Annotated in this window: 10 protein-coding genes, 2 tRNA genes and 2 pseudogenes; 7 read left to right on the top strand and 7 right to left on the bottom strand. The window is 68.4% G+C overall.

Features of this window, described 5'->3' with window-relative positions; translation table 11 throughout:
* Positions 1-1,290, bottom strand: a 1,290-nt coding sequence (locus tag A5691_RS02040; protein WP_067781071.1) for a helicase HerA-like domain-containing protein, incomplete at its 3' end; no start/stop codon positions are given.
* Between the two features lie 117 nt (positions 1,291-1,407).
* Between A5691_RS02040 and orn the strand changes: the two genes are divergently transcribed.
* From orn to A5691_RS02025, 3 genes are all read left to right on the top strand, one after another.
* Positions 1,408-2,055: an oligoribonuclease gene (gene orn / locus A5691_RS02035; RefSeq protein ID WP_067760557.1), complete on the top strand. Its 648-nt coding sequence runs from the start codon at positions 1,408-1,410 to the stop codon at positions 2,053-2,055.
* Between the two features lie 45 nt (positions 2,056-2,100).
* Positions 2,101-2,176, top strand: a tRNA-His gene (locus tag A5691_RS02030).
* Positions 2,177-2,308: 132 nt separating this feature from the next.
* On the top strand, positions 2,309-2,665 hold the full coding sequence (locus tag A5691_RS02025) for a hypothetical protein (RefSeq protein WP_067760604.1): 357 nt from the start codon (positions 2,309-2,311) through the stop codon (positions 2,663-2,665).
* An 8-nt stretch (positions 2,666-2,673) separates the two neighbouring features.
* Here A5691_RS02025 and A5691_RS02020 read toward each other — a convergent pair whose 3' ends face one another.
* The gene (locus A5691_RS02020; protein ID WP_082950092.1) at positions 2,674-3,870 is read right to left on the bottom strand and encodes an Ig-like domain-containing protein; all 1,197 of its coding nucleotides are present in this window, start codon (positions 3,868-3,870) and stop codon (positions 2,674-2,676) included.
* Positions 3,871-4,051: 181 nt separating this feature from the next.
* Between A5691_RS02020 and A5691_RS02015 the strand changes: the two are divergent.
* The 3 genes and pseudogenes from A5691_RS02015 to A5691_RS02005 form a co-directional block, all read left to right on the top strand.
* Positions 4,052-4,273, top strand: a pseudogene (locus A5691_RS02015) (sterol carrier protein domain-containing protein); the annotation flags it as partial.
* A gap of 147 nt (positions 4,274-4,420) precedes the next feature.
* Positions 4,421-4,493: transfer RNA gene (locus A5691_RS02010), tRNA-Lys, on the top strand.
* A gap of 128 nt (positions 4,494-4,621) precedes the next feature.
* Positions 4,622-6,364 (top strand): DUF3556 domain-containing protein, encoded by a 1,743-nt coding sequence (locus tag A5691_RS02005; RefSeq protein ID WP_067760551.1) that lies wholly within the window; start codon positions 4,622-4,624, stop codon positions 6,362-6,364.
* A 4-nt stretch (positions 6,365-6,368) separates the two neighbouring features.
* Here A5691_RS02005 and A5691_RS02000 read toward each other — a convergent pair whose 3' ends face one another.
* Positions 6,369-6,596 carry a DUF3618 domain-containing protein gene (locus A5691_RS02000; RefSeq protein WP_067760600.1) on the bottom strand — a complete coding sequence of 76 codons (228 nt, stop codon included), beginning with the start codon at positions 6,594-6,596 and terminating at the stop codon, positions 6,369-6,371.
* 98 nt (positions 6,597-6,694) lie between these two features.
* Between A5691_RS02000 and bcp the strand changes: the two genes are divergently transcribed.
* The gene (bcp, locus tag A5691_RS01995; RefSeq protein ID WP_067760549.1) at positions 6,695-7,168 is read left to right on the top strand and encodes a thioredoxin-dependent thiol peroxidase; all 474 of its coding nucleotides are present in this window, start codon (positions 6,695-6,697) and stop codon (positions 7,166-7,168) included.
* 12 nt (positions 7,169-7,180) lie between these two features.
* On the opposite strand, the gene A5691_RS01990 is transcribed toward bcp, so the two are convergent.
* The 4 genes and pseudogenes from A5691_RS01990 to A5691_RS01975 form a co-directional block, all read right to left on the bottom strand.
* On the bottom strand, positions 7,181-7,537 hold the full coding sequence (locus A5691_RS01990; RefSeq protein WP_068266392.1) for an MmpS family transport accessory protein: 357 nt from the start codon (positions 7,535-7,537) through the stop codon (positions 7,181-7,183).
* 192 nt (positions 7,538-7,729) lie between these two features.
* A pseudogene (locus tag A5691_RS01985) lies at positions 7,730-8,185 on the bottom strand (M20/M25/M40 family metallo-hydrolase); the annotation flags it as partial.
* 98 nt (positions 8,186-8,283) lie between these two features.
* On the bottom strand, positions 8,284-8,676 hold the full coding sequence (locus tag A5691_RS01980) for a holo-ACP synthase (protein ID WP_065444533.1): 393 nt from the start codon (positions 8,674-8,676) through the stop codon (positions 8,284-8,286).
* A gap of 31 nt (positions 8,677-8,707) precedes the next feature.
* Positions 8,708-17,962: a type I polyketide synthase gene (locus A5691_RS01975; RefSeq protein WP_068015736.1), complete on the bottom strand. Its 9,255-nt coding sequence runs from the start codon at positions 17,960-17,962 to the stop codon at positions 8,708-8,710.
* Positions 17,963-18,325: the final 363 nt, after the last annotated feature.

The raw sequence follows: 18,325 nt of genomic DNA, 5'->3' as shown, positions 1-18,325 counted from the left end.
CGCACTGCTTTTCGCCGTGGCCGCTATCGCGTCGTTTCCAATCGACGCCATCAGCGACCGCGGCACGCGCATGCGGGTCCACGCGACGGGCGTGGGCGCGCCCTTCTCGGACAGCACCGTGACCACGGCCTCCCCGATACCCAGCGACGTCAGCGCCGATTCCAGGTCGTAGACATCGGTTTTCGGATACGTCCGCACGGTCTTGCTCAGCGCCTGTTGATCGTCGGGGGTGAACGCCCGCAGCGCGTGCTGGATCCGGGCGCCGAGCTGGGAGAGCACATCGTTGGGCAGGTCGGTGGGCAGTTGCGTGCAGAAGAACACCCCGACGCCCTTGGAGCGGATCAGCTTGACGGTCTGCTCGACCTGCTCGAGGAACGCCTTGGAGGCGTCGGCGAACAACAGGTGCGCCTCGTCGAAAAAGAAGACCAGCTTGGGCTTGTCGATGTCGCCGACTTCGGGCAGCACCGCGAACAAGTCGGCGAGCACCCACATCAGAAACGTGGAGAAGATGACCGGGCGCAGCGACTGACCGCTGAACTCGAGCAGCGAGATGATGCCGTGACCCTGGTCGTCGACGCGCAGCAAGTCCTGAGGATCGAGCTTCGGCTCGCCGAAAAACGTGTCGCCGCCCTCGCCGGCGAGGTTGACCAGCGCCCGCAGGATGACGCCCGCCGTCGTCGGTGAAACGCCGCCCAGGTCTTTCAGGTCGGCCTTGCCCTCGTCGCTCGCCAGGTGGCTGATCACGCCACGCAGATCACCCAGGGTGACCAGCCGACGGTTCGCCTGCTGGGCCCAGTGAAAGATCAGCCCCAGCGTCGACTCTTGAGTGGCGTTGAGCCCCAACACTTTCGACAGCAGAACCGGACCGAAGCTGGCAACCGTCGCGCGGACCGGCACGCCGAGTCCCCCGGTGCCCAGCGACAAGAACTCCACCGGGAAGCCGGTCGCCGCCCAGTCGTCGCCCGTGTCTTTGGCGCGCGCGGCGGTCTTGTCGTTGGCCTCCCCCGGCCGGGCCAGACCCGACAGGTCGCCCTTGACGTCGGCCATCATCACCGCGACGCCCGCCGCACTGAGTTGTTCGGCGATCAGCTGAAGCGTCTTGGTCTTCCCCGTTCCGGTCGCACCGGCCACCAGGCCGTGCCGGTTGATCGTGGCCAGGGGGATGCGAATCTGCGCCGTCGGGTCGACGGCGCCGTCGACGACGACCGTGCCCAATTCGAGTGCCTGCCCGTCGACGGCGTACCCGTTGGCGATCCGGCGCGCGGGTGTTTCCGCGGATTCGGTGCTCATCGTGGTGCCCCCGTTCCCAGTGCTTCGGCAGGTGGTCCGGCAACGCTCACACTACTTCTCCGGCGCAATTAGGGGCGATGGCCGGCGCGGGCGGCGCGGGAGCCTAGTCTGAGCGCTGTGCGAGACGAGTTGGTGTGGATCGACTGCGAGATGACGGGGCTGGACCTCGGCTCCGACAAGTTGATCGAAATCGCGGCCCTGGTCACCGACGCCGATTTGAACATCCTGGGCGACGGCGTCGACGTGGTTATCCACGCCGACGACGAAGCGTTGTCGTCGATGATCGACGTGGTCACCGAAATGCACACGCGTTCAGGGCTGATCGACGAGGTGCGGGCGTCGACCGTCGACCTGGCTACCGCCGAGGCGATGGTGCTCGACTACGTCGGCAAGCATGTCAAGCAACCCAAGACGGCGCCGTTGGCGGGCAATTCCATCGCCACCGACCGTGCGTTCATCGCCCGCGACATGCCCGCGCTGGATTCGTTCCTGCATTACCGGATGATCGACGTGAGCTCGATCAAGGAGCTCTGCCGGCGCTGGTATCCGCGGATCTATTTCGGCCAGCCGGTCAAGGGGCTCGCGCACCGCGCGCTGGCCGACATTCACGAATCGATCCGCGAGTTGCGGTTCTACCGCCGGACGGCGTTCGTCTCCCCGCCGGGACCTTCTACCAGCGAGATCGAGGCCGTCGTCGCCGAACTGGAGGGCGACGGCGGCACCCCGAACGAAATCGATTCGGCCACCGAGCCACCGACCGGCTAGTATCGACGTCGCCGCTCGATGGCCTCGAGGCCGCCGGCGGCGATGGTGGCTGTAGTTCAGCTGGTAGAGCACCAGGTTGTGATCCTGGATGTCGCGGGTTCGAGCCCCGTCAGCCACCCCAATCGGCCGGAGGCCCGTGTTGCTTCCTGACCGCCGGGGCGTTCCGGCCCCCGGCACGCGATTGCACCCTGAACGGGAGGGACAGCGCGCCGTGCCGCCGAACCGCCAATTGCTCCCCCTGAACGCGGCCATCATGGGTTGCGCTGTCCTGCTCGCGGGCTGCGGGGGGTCGAACCACACGGCGACCACCGTCACGTCGACGGTGCCGGCAGCGACCAAGACGGTGACCGTGACCGCCGTGCCGCCGCCCCCGCCGGGACCGAAGACGACCATCGAGTCGGACGGCACGTTCATCGTCGGCAGCGACATCGCACCGGGCACCTATCGCAGCGCCGGGAAATACGGATGCTATTGGGCGCGTCTGCGCAGCCTGGACACCAATGACATCATCGACAACAACGTCAACGACGGCCCGCAGGTGGTGCAGATCCTGCCCACCGACCGCGCATTCATGACCAGAAACTGCGCGGCCTGGCACAAGGTCGACTGAGCCGCACGTCAGGTGTTGGCGTTGCCCGCTTTCCACTGCGGCCAGGGAATGTTCCAGTCGCCCAACCCCTCGGTGCCGGGCAGCGTCGGCCCCACCGTGTTGATGACCTCGACGATGTCGCCGGTCTTGCTGTGGTCATAGAACCACTCGGCGTTGCTGGGGCTCACGTTCAGGCACCCGTGGCTGGTGTTGGTGTGCCCCTGGGCGCCGACCGACCAGGGCGCGGAATGCACGAAGACGCCGCTATAGGACATCTGGGTGGCCCAGTCCACTTCGGTGCGATATCCGTTGGGCGAATTGACCGGAACACCGTAGGTCGACGAGTCCATGATGATGTGCTTGAACCGGCCGCCGATGATGTAGAAACCGTTGTCCGTCGGCGTGCTGTCCTTGCCCATCGACGTCGGCATGGTCTTGACCACCTCGCCGTTGACGCGGACGGTCACCGTCTTGGTGGTGTCGTCCGCGGTCGAAATGACCTCGTCGCCAATGGTGAAGTGGGTCTTGACGTTGTCCTCGCCGAACATTCCGTCACCCAGGTCGACGCCGTAGGTGTTGACCGCCACATCGATGGCCGTCCCGGATTTCCAGAAATGCTCGGGGCGCCAACGTACTTCGCGATTGTTGAGCCAGTAGAACGCGCCCTCGACGGGCGGGTTGGTGGTGATCTTGATGGCCTTCTGCGCGGCGGCGCGGTCCGCGATGTTCTCGTCGAATCGGATCGCCACCGGCTCACCGATGCCCACCACCTCGCCGTCGCCCGGCGCGACGTACGGCATCGTCAGGTGGGCGGGCGAACTGGTCTGGAAGGTCATCTGCCGATTCGCCGCGCCCCCCATGCCCAGCGCTTTCACGCTCAGGGTGTAGCGCCGGTTGTAGCCGAGTTGCTCGGTGGTCGACCAGCGCAGCCCGTCGGGGCTGAGCTGGCCGCTGATGGATTTGCCGTTCTCGTTGACCATGGTCACCGACGCGAGAACACCGTCGGCCACGCTGACGGTCACAGGGGCGTCGACGGTGACACCGACGGCCCCGTCGGTCACCGAGGAGGTCAGCTTCGGGACGAGCAGGTCCGCGAATGGGGTGCCCTTGTCGAAGATCACTTTCGCCGGGGCAGCGGTATGGCTGCCCCCGCAGGCGACGCCGAACACAGCAACCGAAGCGATCGCGGCGGCCAGCCACGATCGTCGTCTGCGCAAAGGCGTCATCGAGTGACCTTCCACGAAATCCGATGTAGTTGGTCACCGCTGACCAGAAACAGTGCATGCATTGTAATGCGTTTTGTGCACACGCACGCCGACCTTGACAGGTCCGTGATCAGGTGTCACGCAGGGCCGGCCGGAAGGTGCGCTCAGGCCGGTTGGCGGACCCTGTCGCGGAGTTCCGCCGCGACTGCAGGCCCGTGACGGCGTGGGCAAGTGCACACCGCACGACGGGCCCACCGACGTCGGCATCGGCCTGGCAGATCTGGCCACCATCTACATGGGCGCACACCCGGCCTCCGAGCTCCTGCGAGCGGGCCGGATCACCGAAGAGCGCCCGGGCGCGATACGCGACCTGGATGCCGCCTTCAGCACCGATCGGGCCCCCTACTGCGGGACCGTGTTCTGACGGGGCTTGCGCGGCAGACGGTTTCAGCGATCGGGTTTCCCGAGGCCCCCGCGAGCGCTCTCGGGTGGCTAACCTGGAAGGAAACCGGGATTTCACTCCGCGGCAGGACGCCTGTTATTGTCGCGTACGCGGTCTCGGCCGTCGAAAGCGCCGTTAGCTCAGTTGGTAGAGCAGCTGACTCTTAATCAGCGGGTCCGGGGTTCGAAACCCTGACGGCGCACAGTTGACATACCGGGGGCGGCTAACGGCCGCTCGGACCACTTTTCGTCGTGATTTGGCCGCCACACGATTGATGCTGCAGGTAGCTTCTCCTTCACAGCGAACGCCCTTTGCGTCGAAGGAGCTGCCATGGGGTTCATCCAGCCGAACCTGCCCGTCGTCGACGTGGCCGAGTGGAGCAAGCAACCCCGCGCGCAACGGATCGTCCCGATGGTGCGCCACATCGCCGAGAACGGGTTCGGCACCCCGCTGGTGATGCATGTGATGTATGGCGTGAAGATCGCGCTGTACATCCTCGGCGGCTGGGTGTTCGGGTGGTGCACGACGGGCATCGGCAGCTTCACGGGCGTCGCCGCCTGGTGGTCGGAACCGATCGTGTTCGAGAAGGCCGTGCTGTACACGATGCTGTTCGAAGTCATCGGCCTGGGCTGTTGCTTCGGGCCGCTGGCCGGCCGGTACTTCCCGCCGATGGGCTCCATCCTGTACTGGTTGCGGCCCAGCACCATCCGGCTGCCCCCGTGGCCCGATCGGGTGCCGCTGACCAAGGGCAGCGTCCGCAGCCCGCTCGACGCCATCCTCTACGGCGCGCTGCTGGCGCTGCTCGCCATCGCGCTGGTGTCCGATGGCACCGGCGCAATCCCCGCCCTGCACACCGACATTGGCGTGCTGGCCCCTTGGCACACCGTCGCGATCCTGTCGGTCCTGGCCGTCCTCGGTCTGCGCGACAAGGTGATCTTTTTGGCCGCGCGCGGTGAGGTCTATGCGCCGCTGGCGCTGGTCTTCCTGTTCGCCGGGGCGGACTCCATCATCGGGGCCAAGGTGGTCTTCATGGTGATCTGGCTCGGGGCGGCCACCTCAAAGCTCAACCGGCACTTCCCGTTCGTGATCTCGACGATGCTCGCGAACAACCCGTTCATCCCCTCCGGGGCGCTCAAGCGCTCGATGTTCAAGCGCTACCCGGACGACCTGCGCCCCAGCGCGCTGGCGGGTTTCATCGCGCACTTCTCCACCGCCGTGGAAGGCCTGGTACCACTGGCGCTGCTGTTCTCCCACGGCGGCTGGCCGACGGCCATCGCCGCGTTCGTGATGATCGTCTTCCACCTGAACATCCTGCTGGCCTTCCCGATGGGGGTGCCGCTGGAGTGGAACGTCTTCATGATCTTCGGCGTGCTGTCGCTGTTCGTGGCGCACGCCTGGCTCGGGTTGTCCGATGTGGCCAATCCGTTGCCGGTGGCGATCCTGTTCGTCGTCATCGCCGGGGTGGTCGTCGTCGGAAACCTCTACCCGCGCAAGGTGTCCTTCCTGCCGGGCATGCGGTATTACGCGGGCAACTGGGACACCACGGTGTGGTGCGTCAAGCCGTCGGTCGACGAGAAGATCCGCACCGGCTCCCGCGCGCTGGGACCGATGTATCACCTACAGCTCGAGCGTCTCTACAAAACCAAAGAAGAGACCTTGGTCCCCATTCACCTCGCCTACGCCTTCCGAGGGATGAACACCCACGGCCGCGCGCTCTACACCCTGGTACACCGCGCTTTGGCCGGCTACGACGAGGCCGACTACAACCTCTGCGAAGGCGAGAATCTCTGCGCAATGGTGCTGGGCTGGAACTTCGGCGATGGGCACATGCACAACGAATGCCTCATCGAGGCGCTACAGCAGCGCTGCAACTTCGAGCCCGGTGACGTGCGGGTGGTGATCCTGGACGCGCAGCCCATCCACATCCAGCGTCAGGAGTACCGCCTGGTGGACGCGGCGACCGGCGAATTCGAGCGCGGCTACGTCGAGGTCGAGGACATGGCTACCACCCAGCCGTGGGCCGATGACCTCCCGGTGCACGTTCAGAGCGGCACGGGCGCCGGCATGACCTGACGGGTCAGCGGTTGCGCACCCGGTGCACCACGACCACGACGACGAGGACGCCGACGCCGGCCAGTGAGACCGTCACCGCGGGCTTCTTGACGAACGCGATCACCCGAACCTTGAGGTCGTCGGCGAGGCGGCGCGGGTTGGCGCGCACGGCAAGCGAGTCGACGGTGGCCGCCAGCTGGTCGCGGGCGACGTCGATGTCCCGCTTGATGGCCTCGGGGTCCCGGTCCGCCACGTGTCTGTCCTCCCAATCGGCCTGATGCACCTGAGGCACTACCCTAGATCAGCTGGCGATAACCCCAACGCTCCGGTGAACAGAAAGGGGCCTAGAAATTGGCCGAGACCACGCGGCTTGCGCCGGGCGACAAAGCGCCCCCCTTCAGCCTGCCCGACGCCGACGGCAATAAGGTGTCGCTGTCCGACTACAAGGACCGTCGCGTCATCGTGTACTTCTACCCCGCGGCCTCGACGCCGGGCTGCACGAAGCAGGCCTGCGACTTCCGCGACAACCTGCGCGAACTCGGCGACGCCGGCCTCGACGTCATCGGCATCTCCCCCGACAAGCCGGAGAAGCTGGCCAAATTCCGCGACGCCGAGAAGCTGACGTTCCCGCTGCTCTCGGATCCCGACCGCAAGGTGCTGACGGCCTGGGGCGCCTACGGCGAGAAGCAGATGTACGGCAGGACGGTGCAGGGCGTGATCCGCTCGACCTTCGTGGTGGACGAGAAGGGCAAGATCGCCGTCGCGCAATACAACGTCAAGGCCACCGGCCACGTGGCCAAGCTTCGGCGCGACCTGTCGGTGTGAACCGCGGAGCGGTTACGCGGCGCACTGCGCCAGGCCGGCTTCACCCGTGCCCGTCGTCGACTTGGTGTCCTTCACCGTCCCATTGACCGTGATCGTGCAGGTCGTCTTCTGACCGGTCGGGTTCGCGGCGACCGTCAGCACCGCCGCGGGACTGGTGTCCTTACTGGTGAACGAGATCGACCACGGCGCGGGCTGATTGGTCAGCATCTGCAGCGTGCCCGTCGCATCGATATACGACACCGCGGCCAACGGGGCGTCCGAGGTCACGGTGTACACCACCGCATCGCCCGGCGCGGCGACCGCACCCTGCGCCGTTAGCAGCGACGCTGAAACCAATGCCGCGGAGGCCGCAGCAAACTGTGTCTTCATCACTTGCTCCCTACTGCCCCCGCTGACCGGTACTTTGCGCCGGTTCGGGCGCCTCGGCAACTTTTGCACGCGGGGGTTGCCGTGAGGAGGTCGGCGGGCGGGCCGTCAGGCAAGTTGAGATCGGTAGCGGAAGCGAACGCCAAGAATTTCACCAGTGGTGCGCCGTAGCGTGCAGCACAATTGGCAACGGAAGGCTTCCTCCTCGCCCTCGACGAATACGGTCACGCCAACCGGGGGCCGGCCGCCGTGCGCCCGGAACGCCGCCAAATGCGTTGCGATACCAGCCTTGTCGTCGGCGCTACCACGGCCGTAGAGCCGCCCGTCACGTTCGGTGGGCTCGAAGGGCGGTGACGCCCACTGGCCGGTGTCGCCTTCGGGCTGCACGTCGTGGTGGGCGTACAGCAGCACGGTCGGCGCGCCCGGCGGCGCGGGGTGTCGCGCGATGACCGCGGGCGCCCCACCCTCGCTGACGACCCGCACATCGCCAAAACCGGCCTGCGACAACAGCTCCGCCACCGACCGCGCGCTGCGATGCACCTCGTCGCGGCGGCCCGGGTCGGCCCACACCGACTCGATGCGGATCAGCTCCTCGAGGTCGCGGCGCACCGACGGCAACAGCTCGCGGACGCGTTCCACCAGATCGCTCATGATCTCGAGGCTAGTCCCCCACTTTCCCGGCCCAGCAGACGCAAAGTCGCATGAATCCTCCGCGGCAGATGCGACTTTGCGTCTGCTCGCGAGAGGCGTCAGGTCGTCTCCAGGATCGCCACCGCGGCCGCGGTGTCTCCCTCGTGTGTCAGCGACACGTGGATCGTCACGTCGGCCAGGTGCTTGGCGATGTCGCCGCTGAGCCGCACCCGGGGCCGGCCCCACATGTCGGTGACCACCTCGATGTCCCGGTGGATGTCCTCCGGGAGCACGGGCCGCTGGGCGAACCGGGACCCCGACCAGGCCTTGATCACCGCCTCCTTCGCAGCCCACCGTGCCGCCAGGTGGCGCGCCGCCGACGAACTCTTGTCCGAGGCATCGCGGCGCTCACCCGGAGTGAACGTCTCGGAGAAGACGGTTCCCGGCTGGTCGACCTGCTCGGCGAAATCAGGGATGGAGACGACGTCGATCCCCACACCGACAATTCCCATGGGACGCCAGGCTAACGGACGGTAGTTGACGTCATCCGGGCGAGACCTCGTACGCCTCGCCCTCACCGAGCCGAGACGCCGGGTCCAGCAGCATCGCCGCCTCCTGGCGCTTCTCCGGTGCGTCATGGCTGAAACGACGGTCCGCCGGCCGCTCGTACATCGGCGCGCCGCCGGCGATGGCCGAGACCAACCGGCGCTGACCGGCGAGCAGCCGCGCCTCCGCACGCCGCTGGTAGTCCGCGCGCTGATCGGCATCCAGCGACGCGATGAACGCCTGCGGGTGCACCAGCGCCACCAGCCCCGACACGTGGCCGAACCCGAGGCTGGTCAGCAGCCCCGCCTTGAGCGGGAACTTCTCGCCCAGCCGCAGCGTCTCGCGCACCCACACGAAGTGCGCCGAGCCGGCCAGCTCGTCGTCGACGCAGTCCAGGCTTCGGTTCGGCGGGATCACCCCGTCGCGCAGCATCTGGCACAGGCCCATCATCTGGAACACCGCCGCGCCGCCCTTGGCGTGGCCGGTGAGGCTCTTCTGCGACACCACGAACAGCGGTGCGCCCTCGGAGCGGCCCAGCGAGTCGGCCAGCCGCTCGTGCAGCTCGGTCTCGTTGGGATCGTTGGCCAGCGTCGAGGTGTCGTGCTTGGAGATCACCGCAATGTCGTCGGCACCGACGCCGAGCTTGCCGAGCGCCCGCGCCAACTGCGAGTCCCTGCCGCCGCGGCCGGCGCCCAGCGCACCCAGGCCCGGGGCCGGGATCGAGCTGTGCACGCCGTCGGCGAACGACTGCGCGTAGGCGACCACGGCCAACACCGGCAGGCCCATCTTGAGCGCCAGGTCGCCCCGGGCGAGCAGGATGGTGCCACCGCCCTGCGCCTCGACGAAGCCGAGCCGGCGCCGGTCGTTGGGCCGGGAGAACTTCGAGTCGTGGATGCCCCGGCCCCGCATCATGGACGAGTCGGCGGTGGCGGCCATGTCACCGAAGCCGATGATGGCTTCCAGCGTCAGGTCGTCGAAGCCGCCGGCGACCACCAGTTCGGCCTTGCCGAGGCGGATCTTGTCGACGCCCTCCTCGACCGACACCGCCGCGGTCGCGCACGCGCCTACCGGGTGAATCATCGCGCCGTAGCTACCCACATAGCTCTGAATGACGTGCGCGGCAACCACATTCGGCAACACTTCCTGCAGGATGTCGTTCGGCTTGTTCCGGCCGAGCAGGTTGCCGTGATACATCGTCTGCATCGACGTCATGCCGCCCATTCCGGTGCCCTGGGTGCTGGCGACCAGGCCCGGGTGCACCCATCGCATCAACTCGGTCGGGGTGAATCCCGACGACAGGAATGCGTCGACGGTCGCGACGATGTTCCACAACGCCACCCGGTCGGTCGAGCTAGCCATGTCCTGGCTGATGCCGAACACGGTCGGATCGAATCCGGTGGGGACCTGCGCGCCGACGACCCGCGACAGCTTGGTCTTGCGCGGGACCCGAATCTCGGTGCCGGCCTTGCGGATCACCTGCCAGTCGCTGGAGTCGGGCACCGGCCGCACGATCGTGTGCTCGGGGTCGAATTCGACGAAGGCGCGAGCGTCGGCCTCCGAGGACACCACGAAGGAGAAGTCCTTTTCCAGGAACACCGACACCAGCAGCGGCGATGCGTGATCGGGATCGATCGCGCCGTCGTCGACGAACTCGCGGATGCCCACCCGCTCGACCACGATGTCGTGGTAGCGCTCGACCAGTTCGGTCTCGTCGACCAGGTCTCCGGATTCGGTGTCATACCAACCGGGTTGGGGGTCGTCCTCCCACCGGACCAGCCCGGTGGTCCAGGCCAGCTCGAGGACGCCCGCGGCCGACAGCTCGTTGTCGACTTCCATCTCGAACCGGGTGCGCGACGAACCGTAGGGACCGATCTCGGCGCCGCCGACGATCACCACCAGGTCGGCGGGGTCGACGTCCAGGTCGGCCCATTCGGGCGGTGGCGCCGGCTTGAAGCCTCGCGGCGGGGACGGCAGCGCGGCGATGGTGCCTTCCGCCGCAACGTCATCCACGACCTGATCGCCCGACGTGGCCTGTTCGCGCGCCTTGGCGGCCAGTTCGGCCATGTCGAGGTTGGCCTCGGCAAGGCCGCCGGTCAGGTCGGCCTTGATCGGCGCGCCGGCCGCCGCCACCTTGGACTCGACGTCGCAGAGACCCAGCAGCATGGCCGCCATCTGCTCGGTGGAATACGTGGTGACACCGGCCTCCTCGACGGCCTCGACGATGGCGTCGTTGTGGCCCATCAGCCCGGTGCCGCGGGTCCAGCCGATCAGCGCGTGCGCGAGGCTGACCCTCGCGGCCCACGAGGATTCGGCGTGCCAGCGACTCACCACCGCGTCCAGCGCCGACTTGGCCTCGCCGTAGGCGCCGTCGCCACCGAACATGCCGCGGTTGGGCGAACCGGGCAGCACCACGTGCAGCCGCGACGCGATGTCGCGCTCGGCACCGATCTTGGATAGCCCACCGATCAACCGCTGCACCGCCCAGAGCAGAACCTTCATCTCCATCTCGGAGCGCGAACCCGCCTCCGACAGGTCCCCGGCGACACGCGGCGCCGCGAACGGGAAGAGCAGCGTCGGTGTCTGCGCGTCCTTGATGTGAATGGATTGCGGCCCAAGGCTTTCGGTCTGCTCGGTGCCGATCCATTCCGCCAGCGCGTCGATGTCGGAGTAGGACGCCATGTTGGCGGCGACCACCCACAGCGCCGCACCGTACCGGGCGTGGTCGCGGTAGAGCCCGCGGTAGAACGCCAGCCGCTCGTCGTCGAGTTTGGACGTCGTGGCGATGACGGTGGCTCCGCCGTCGAGCAGTCGCGCGACGACCGACGCGGCGATCGATCCCTTGGAAGCGCCCGTCACGACGGCGACTTCGCTGCGGTACGGGCCGGGGTCGGGGTTCTCGGCGCCGGCCGCGATGCGGCCGTACAGCGAGGCGTGGATCTGGCGACCGGCGGCCAGCGATTTGCCCTGCCACCAGGTGGCCTGGGTCGCGACGACGTGGCCCGCGCCCTCGAACCTTTCGGACAGGCTCTTCCACTGGGCGTCGATCTCACCCTCGTCGGCCAGCCAGAGCTTGACCAAGTCCTCGCGGGCACTGGCCCACCGGTCGTCGAACACGACGGCCTTCTTGGCGTCGAAAGCCGGTGCCACCAAACGCGGCCAGTCCGCGCCGAGTTCGGCGGTGACCAGGTCGATGAGCTCGGCGTCGGTGGCGGCCGGCGGCGCGCTCACCGGGTTGTCGTGGCCGAGCTGGCCCAGGATCAGGCGGGCCGCCGAGGCGAGCACACCGTCGCGACCGGTGATCTGGTCGGTGAATTCGCTCAGCGCGGCCGCGTCGACGGTCGCACCGCCGCCGCCTCCCGAAGAGGGCAGCGCCACCGCGATCCCGCGCCGCGCGGCCACGGAAGCGACCGCGGCGTCGACGACCTTGTCGACCGACGCGGCGTCGGCCAGCGCGCCCTCGTGCAGGTGTCCCATGGCGCCCCCGCGAACGCTGTTGCCCTCGCGGGTACCCAGCGCGACTTCGACCGTGACGTGCTTGGCCCAGCCGTCGCCGAGCTCCCACGTCTTCTTGACACGCTCGGCGATCGCGGCGGGCCGCTTGCCGGAGGGCCCAAGCACGGTGCGCAGTTGGTCGTTGATCGCGTCGGAAAGCACTGGGCCGAAAGGCTTGTAGGTACGGGCCAGCTTGGTGACCTGCGACCGCAGGCCGGCCAGGTCAGCCTCGGCGGCGCCGTCGATGGCGCCCAGGTTCAACTCCGACCCGAGGTCGACCAGCAACTGGTTGCGCCGCGACGAGGCGCCGTCGGTGATCGACTCGATGGAGTCGAGCTCCTCGATCTGGTCGATGCGCATCTTGGCCGACAGCGCGATCAACGCCAGGGTGGCGTCGGCGGCGTCGAACCCGATGTCATCGGGCCTCGGAGCACCGGACGGAGCTGCGGCGGGAGCCGCAGCGACGACTGGGGCGACATTGGGGTTGGGCCCACCGTCCGACGCGGCAGCGTCGGAATCGGCGGCCGGCTCGTCGGCGTCGGGCTCCGGCTCGGGGTCGGTGTCGGTGGCGAACAGCACCGCGGCGTCGCGCTCGGCGTTGAGCACTTCGACTGTGCTGTGGGCATATTCGGGCAACTTGAGGGTGTTGGTGGCCAGTCCGGCGACGGTCGGCGCGGACTTCACACCGATCTCGACGAACCGCTCCACGCCCAGGCCGCCCGCGGCCTCCTCGGTGAAAAGCAGGTCCTGGGTTTCGATCCAACGCACGGGGCTGGCGAACTGCCAGGCCAGCAGCTCGATCAAGACGATGCGCGCCATCTCATTCCGGCGCTCGGCCAGCCAGGTGTCGTAGTCGGCCAGGATCGCGTCGAGCGGCTCGGCGGGCACCAGATCGCGGATCTCCTGGATGAAGTCGCGGTCGAGGGTGAACGGGCGGGGCACCAGGTTCGGGATGTAGCGCCCGATGATGACGTCGGGATTCTTGTCGCGCGGCATGACGCGTTCCAGCGAGCGGCGGAACTCCGCCACCCCGACGCGCAGCACCCGCGAGTGGAAGGGCACGTCGATGCCGGGCACCAGGATGAACGAACGCTTGCCACCGGTGAGCTCGCGGCGCCGCTCCACCTCGGCCTCCAGCTCCTCGAGGCCGCGGACCGTGCCTGCGATCGCGTACTGCGAACCGCGCAGGTTGAAGTTCACGATCTCCAGGAATTCGCCGGTGCGCTCGGCGATTCCGGCCACGAAGCCGGGGACCTCGTCGTCGGGCAGGTCGATCTGCGACGGGCGGATGGCGGCCAGCCGGTAGTTCGAGCGGCCCAGCTCGTCGCGGGGCACAATGTCATGCATCTTCGAACCCCGGTGAAACACCGTCTCCAGCAACGCTTCCAGTTCGTAGATGCCGGTGACGCAGGCCAGCGCGGTGTACTCGCCGACCGAGTGGCCGCAGGCGATCGCGCCTTCGACGAAAGCGCCTTGCTCCCGCATCTCGGCGACCTGGGCCGCCGCGACGGTCGCCATCGCGACCTGGGTGAACTGCGTCAGGTACAGCACCCCCTCGGGGTGGTTGTAGTGCACGCCGCTGGCGATGATGCTGGTCGGGTTGTCGCGCACCACGTGCAGCACCGAGAAGCCCAGCGTGTCGCGGGTGAACTTGTCCGCCTTGTCCCACACCTTGCGGGCGGCCTTCGAGCGGGCGCGGACGTCCATGCCCATGCCCTTGTGCTGAATGCCCTGACCCGGGAAGGCGTACACCGTGTGCGGGGCGGCCAGGCGCGCCGTCGCCGACATCACCAGATCGGACCCGATGCGCGCCACGACCTCCAAAACCTCTGCACCCTGGTCGATTCCGACGCGCTCGACGCGGAAGTCGACCTCGTCGCCGGGACGCACCATGCCCAGGAATCGGGCGGTCCAGCCGATCAGCCGGGCCGGCGGGCGCGCCTGGCCGTCGGTGGCGGTCACCGCGTGCTGCGCCGCGGCCGACAACCACATCCCATGCACGATCGGCGATTCCAGGCCGGCCAGCAGGGCGGCCGCCCGGTCGGTGTGGATCGGGTTGTGGTCGCCGGACACCACCGCGAACGGTCGCATGTCGACCGGGGCGGTCAGCCGCACGTCGCGGCGGCGGCGGCGCGGGGTGTCGGTCGCGTTCTCCGACACCGCACCGCCGGCCCGCACCGGGTCGGTGAGCTCGGCGGCGCCGGTGCGACCGAGGATCACAAAGCGCTCGTCGAGACGGGCGATGGTCGCGCCGTCGGCGCCGGCGATCGTCACCGCGACCCTGACCACTCGGCCCATGTCGGTGTCGACGGCCGGGGAAGCCGTTGCGCTGATTGCCAATTCGGCCTCCACCTTGGGCAGCGCGCCGACCACATGGGCGGCGTGGTCCAGGTGCACGAGGCTCAGCAGGCCCTCGACGACCGGCACGCCGGCGTCGGTGACCGCCGAGCCGATCGCCGCGAAAACCGCGGGCCAGCACAGGCCGACGAGCGCGTCGGGCACGGTGGTGAGGCCGGGAGCGAGCGGCTCGCCGAACGTGGCGGTGACCCCGGTGTGGTCGGCGACCCGCTCGGGGTCCCAGTCCACCGTCACGGCGGCCGTGCCGTCGACGACCGCGGGCAGGAATTCCGGCCCGTCGACACCGGCGGCGATCGCCAGCACGGCGCGCATGGCGGTGGCGGCGTCCTCGGTGGACACCACGGGGGTGCCGCCGTCGACGGTGTTGGGCGGCAGGGTGAACGGGATGTCGATCCAGGTTCCAGAGATCGGGACGCTGAGCATCACCCGATCGCCGTCGACCTCGAGCCGCGCGCCGGTGAATGAGTGTGTGGCGCGGCGACTTTCGGGCCCGTCGTGCACGAGCCAATCGCCGGGGTCGGCGATCCGGTGGACCGGGTTGGTCGCGGTGCGGCCGGCCCACTGCACGTCGGGGGCGTCCAGCACGACGGCCAGCGGGCCGGTGACGTCCGGGCGGCCCAGCCGACGCGACGCGACGGCCCGGGGCCGCCCGTTGGAGGAGAGCACCTCGTCGATGGCGGCCTGCTCGAAGCGGTCCAGCAACTCACCGACCGGTTCGTCCATCCGGGTGATGCCGGCCACGGCCGCGGTGCCCGGGATGATGCACACCTGGTCGGCGTCGTAGCGGGCGTCGTGCGCCTGCCACAGCGAGTCGCTGCGCCACCAGCGCCGCACGTCCTTGTCGATGACCGGCACGAAGTTGACCGGCTTGCCCAGCGTCTTGCACAGGGTGACGAAGAAGGGGACGTCCGCCGGGTGCAGCTGCACGGTGTCGGCGTCGGGGTAGTGGGCAAGCAGCGCGGCGATCGCGTCGTCAGGCGTTTCCAGCAGGGCCGCATCGTTGAACAGCGTCTCGATGGGTCCGGAATCGTTTGCGTGCAAACGGGCTTCGGCGCGTTGCAGCATCTGCTGGAACCGGTCGCGCCAGGTGTCGGCCAGCCACGGGCTGCCCGGTGCGGCGGTGTCGGCGGTGGAGTTGCCCTCCCCGATGGCGAGCTCGACGTAGCGCTGCAGCCACTGCAGGTAGGTCATGTCGGCGACGTCGCCGAAGTACGGCTTGGCCGTGTTGGCCATCGCCGCGATGATCTCGTCGCGGCGAGCCGCGACGGCCTCCGCGTCACCAGCGACCTCGTCGAGGAGCCGCCCGCACCGCGAAGCGCTGTTGTCGATCTCGTGGATGTCGGCGCCCAGCTGGCTGCGGCTGGAAGCCATGCCGCCCACGGCTTTTCCGGCGCCCACCCACTGGTCGGTGCCCTGCGTCTCGACCAGCATCCGCTTGACCGACGGCGACGTGGTGGCCTCCTTGGCCGCCATCGCCGCGGTGCCCACCAGGATGCCGTCGATCGGCATCAGCGGGAAGCCGTACTCCTGCGCCCAGCGCCCGGACAGGTATTCGGCCGCCCGCTCGGGCGTGCCGATTCCACCGCCGACACAGACGGTGATGTTGGAGCGCGACCGCAGCTCGGAATACGTTGCCAGCAACAGGTCGTCGAGGTCTTCCCAGGAGTGGTGGCCGCCGGCGCGCCCACCCTCGATGTGCATGATCACCGGCTTGGTGGGCACTTCGGTCGCGATCCGGATGACCGAGCGGATCTGCTCGACCGTGCCGGGCTTGAACACGACGTGGCTGATGCCGACGTCGTTCAGCTCCTCGATCAGCTCCACGGCGTCCTCGAGGTCGGGGATGCCGGCACTGATGACGAGGCCATCGATCGCCGCACCGGACTGACGCGCCTTCTGCACCAACCGCTTTCCGCCGACCTGCAGCTTCCATAGGTACGGGTCGAGGAACAACGCGTTGAACTGATAGGTGCGGCCCGGCTCGAGCAGCGTTGCGAGCTCATCGACGCGTGCGCCGAAGATCTCCTCGGTGACCTGCCCACCGCCGGCCAGCTCGGCCCAGTGCCCCGCGTTGGCCGCGGCGGCGACGATCTTGGCGTCCACGGTCGTCGGGGTCATGCCCGCGAGCAGGATCGGCGAGCGTCCGGTCAACCGGGTGAACTTCGTCGAGAGCTTGACCCGGCCGTCGGGAAGGCTCACCACCGTGGGGGCGTACGTCGACCACGCCCGCGCCACCTCGGGGACGGCCCCGACGGTGAAGAGGTTGCGCTGCCCGCCGCGGGTCGCGGCGGGCACGATGCCCACACCCAGGCCCCGGATCACCGGCGCGGTCAGCCGGGTCAGGATGTCACCGGGCCCCAGGTCGAGGATCCAGCGCGCACCGGCGTCGTGCACCCGGCCGATCTCCTCGACCCAGTCGACGCGGCGCACCAGGATGGACTCGGTCAGCTCGCGCGCCAGCGCGACGTCGAGCCCCACCTTTTCGGCCCAGCCGCCGACGATGTCGATGCCGTCGGCCAACCGGGGCGTGTGGAAGCCGACCTCCACCTGCACCGGGTCGAAGACCGGTGCGAAGACGTCCCCACCGCGAAGCTTGTTCTTGCGCTCGGCCTCTTCCTTTTCGGAGATCTGCTGGCAGTACAGCTCGAACCGGGACAGCTGTTCGGGGGTGCCGGTGATGACGACCGAGCGCCGGCCGTTGCGAATCGACAGCACCGGCGGCAACACGGTGCGGACGTCCTGCGCGAACTCGTCGAGCAGGCGGCCGATGCGCTCGGGGTCGGCGTTGGTCACCGACACCATCGGTGGGCGGTCGCCGAGCACGGAGATTCCGCGCCGACGAGCCACCAGCGTCCCGGCCGCACCGATCAGCTGGGCCATCGCCAGCAGTTCGGCGTCGCGGGTACCGGCGGCCTTGAGCGCCTCGACCGCGAGCACCCCTTGCGAATGCCCCGCGACGGCCACCGGCGGGGTGTCGTTCAAATCCATGCCTTGGCGCGCCAGCGCGCGCACGGCGGCGATCTGGGTGAGCAGCACGCCGGGAATCGACACCGCGGCCGACGTCAGGTGCTTGTCCGACGGGACGGGGTCCTCGGCCGCGAGCGCCCGCACCCAGGTGAGCGGCTCGAAACCGATCGGGCGCACCACCACGAGCTCTTTGGCCACCGGCTCGAGCAGCAGCTCCACCTCACCGACCAGCGTTGCCAGGTCGGCCTCGATCCCGGCCGACGACACCAGTTCTTCCAGGGTTTCCAGCCAGGCGCTGCCCTGGCCCCCGAATGCGACGGCGTACGGCTCGCCGGCCGTCAGACGGTCGACCAGAGCATGGGTGTCCCCGGCAGGTGCGTGGGGGCCTTTCCCGTCGCGATCGGCGGACACCCGGTCGTGCTCGTGGATCGTCACGTCTATCTCCCTCAATGCGTCATGTACGTCTTACGTATCAGTGCTTTCAGCCGGTCCGAAGGGGACAGGAACTCGAGAGAGTCCGTCGATTCCGCATCGAATCGCGACCGAAAATCCGTCTGACCGGTGTGTTGTCGGCGGGCCGTCCGCATGGGTGGAGCGGCGCGGCGGACTGCATCGGCTGTACTAAGAGTGTCATAAGGATCGACCCCCGTTTCGCGTGGTGATTGGTTACTGGTGAGTTCTACGCATGGGTAACCGTGTCGTGGGTAACACCGGTCTGAATCGGCGGCGCGGGCCCCGCGAACAAACCCGCTGCGTGCAGGTGGTTACGGTCGAGTAGCTATAACTGCGCTGATCAAG

It is taken from the genome of Mycobacterium sp. E183, from assembly GCF_001667735.1.
In the GTDB taxonomy this organism is placed as follows: domain Bacteria; phylum Actinomycetota; class Actinomycetes; order Mycobacteriales; family Mycobacteriaceae; genus Mycobacterium.
Note: the sequence above shows the minus strand (reverse complement) of the source record. Positions and strands in the feature narration are given on the sequence as shown.

What these genes read in the sequence shown, in the direction of transcription:
- A5691_RS02025 (WP_067760604.1), top strand. Translation starts at nt 2,309, where the DNA reads ATGGGTTGCGCTGTCCTGCTCGCGGGCTGCGGGGGGTCGAACCACACG.
- A5691_RS02020 (WP_082950092.1), bottom strand. Translation starts at nt 3,870, where the DNA reads ATGACGCCTTTGCGCAGACGACGATCGTGGCTGGCCGCCGCGATCGCT.
- A5691_RS02005 (WP_067760551.1), top strand. Translation starts at nt 4,622, where the DNA reads ATGGGGTTCATCCAGCCGAACCTGCCCGTCGTCGACGTGGCCGAGTGG.
- A5691_RS01990 (WP_068266392.1), bottom strand. Translation starts at nt 7,537, where the DNA reads ATGAAGACACAGTTTGCTGCGGCCTCCGCGGCATTGGTTTCAGCGTCG.
- A5691_RS01980 (WP_065444533.1), bottom strand. Translation starts at nt 8,676, where the DNA reads ATGGGAATTGTCGGTGTGGGGATCGACGTCGTCTCCATCCCTGATTTC.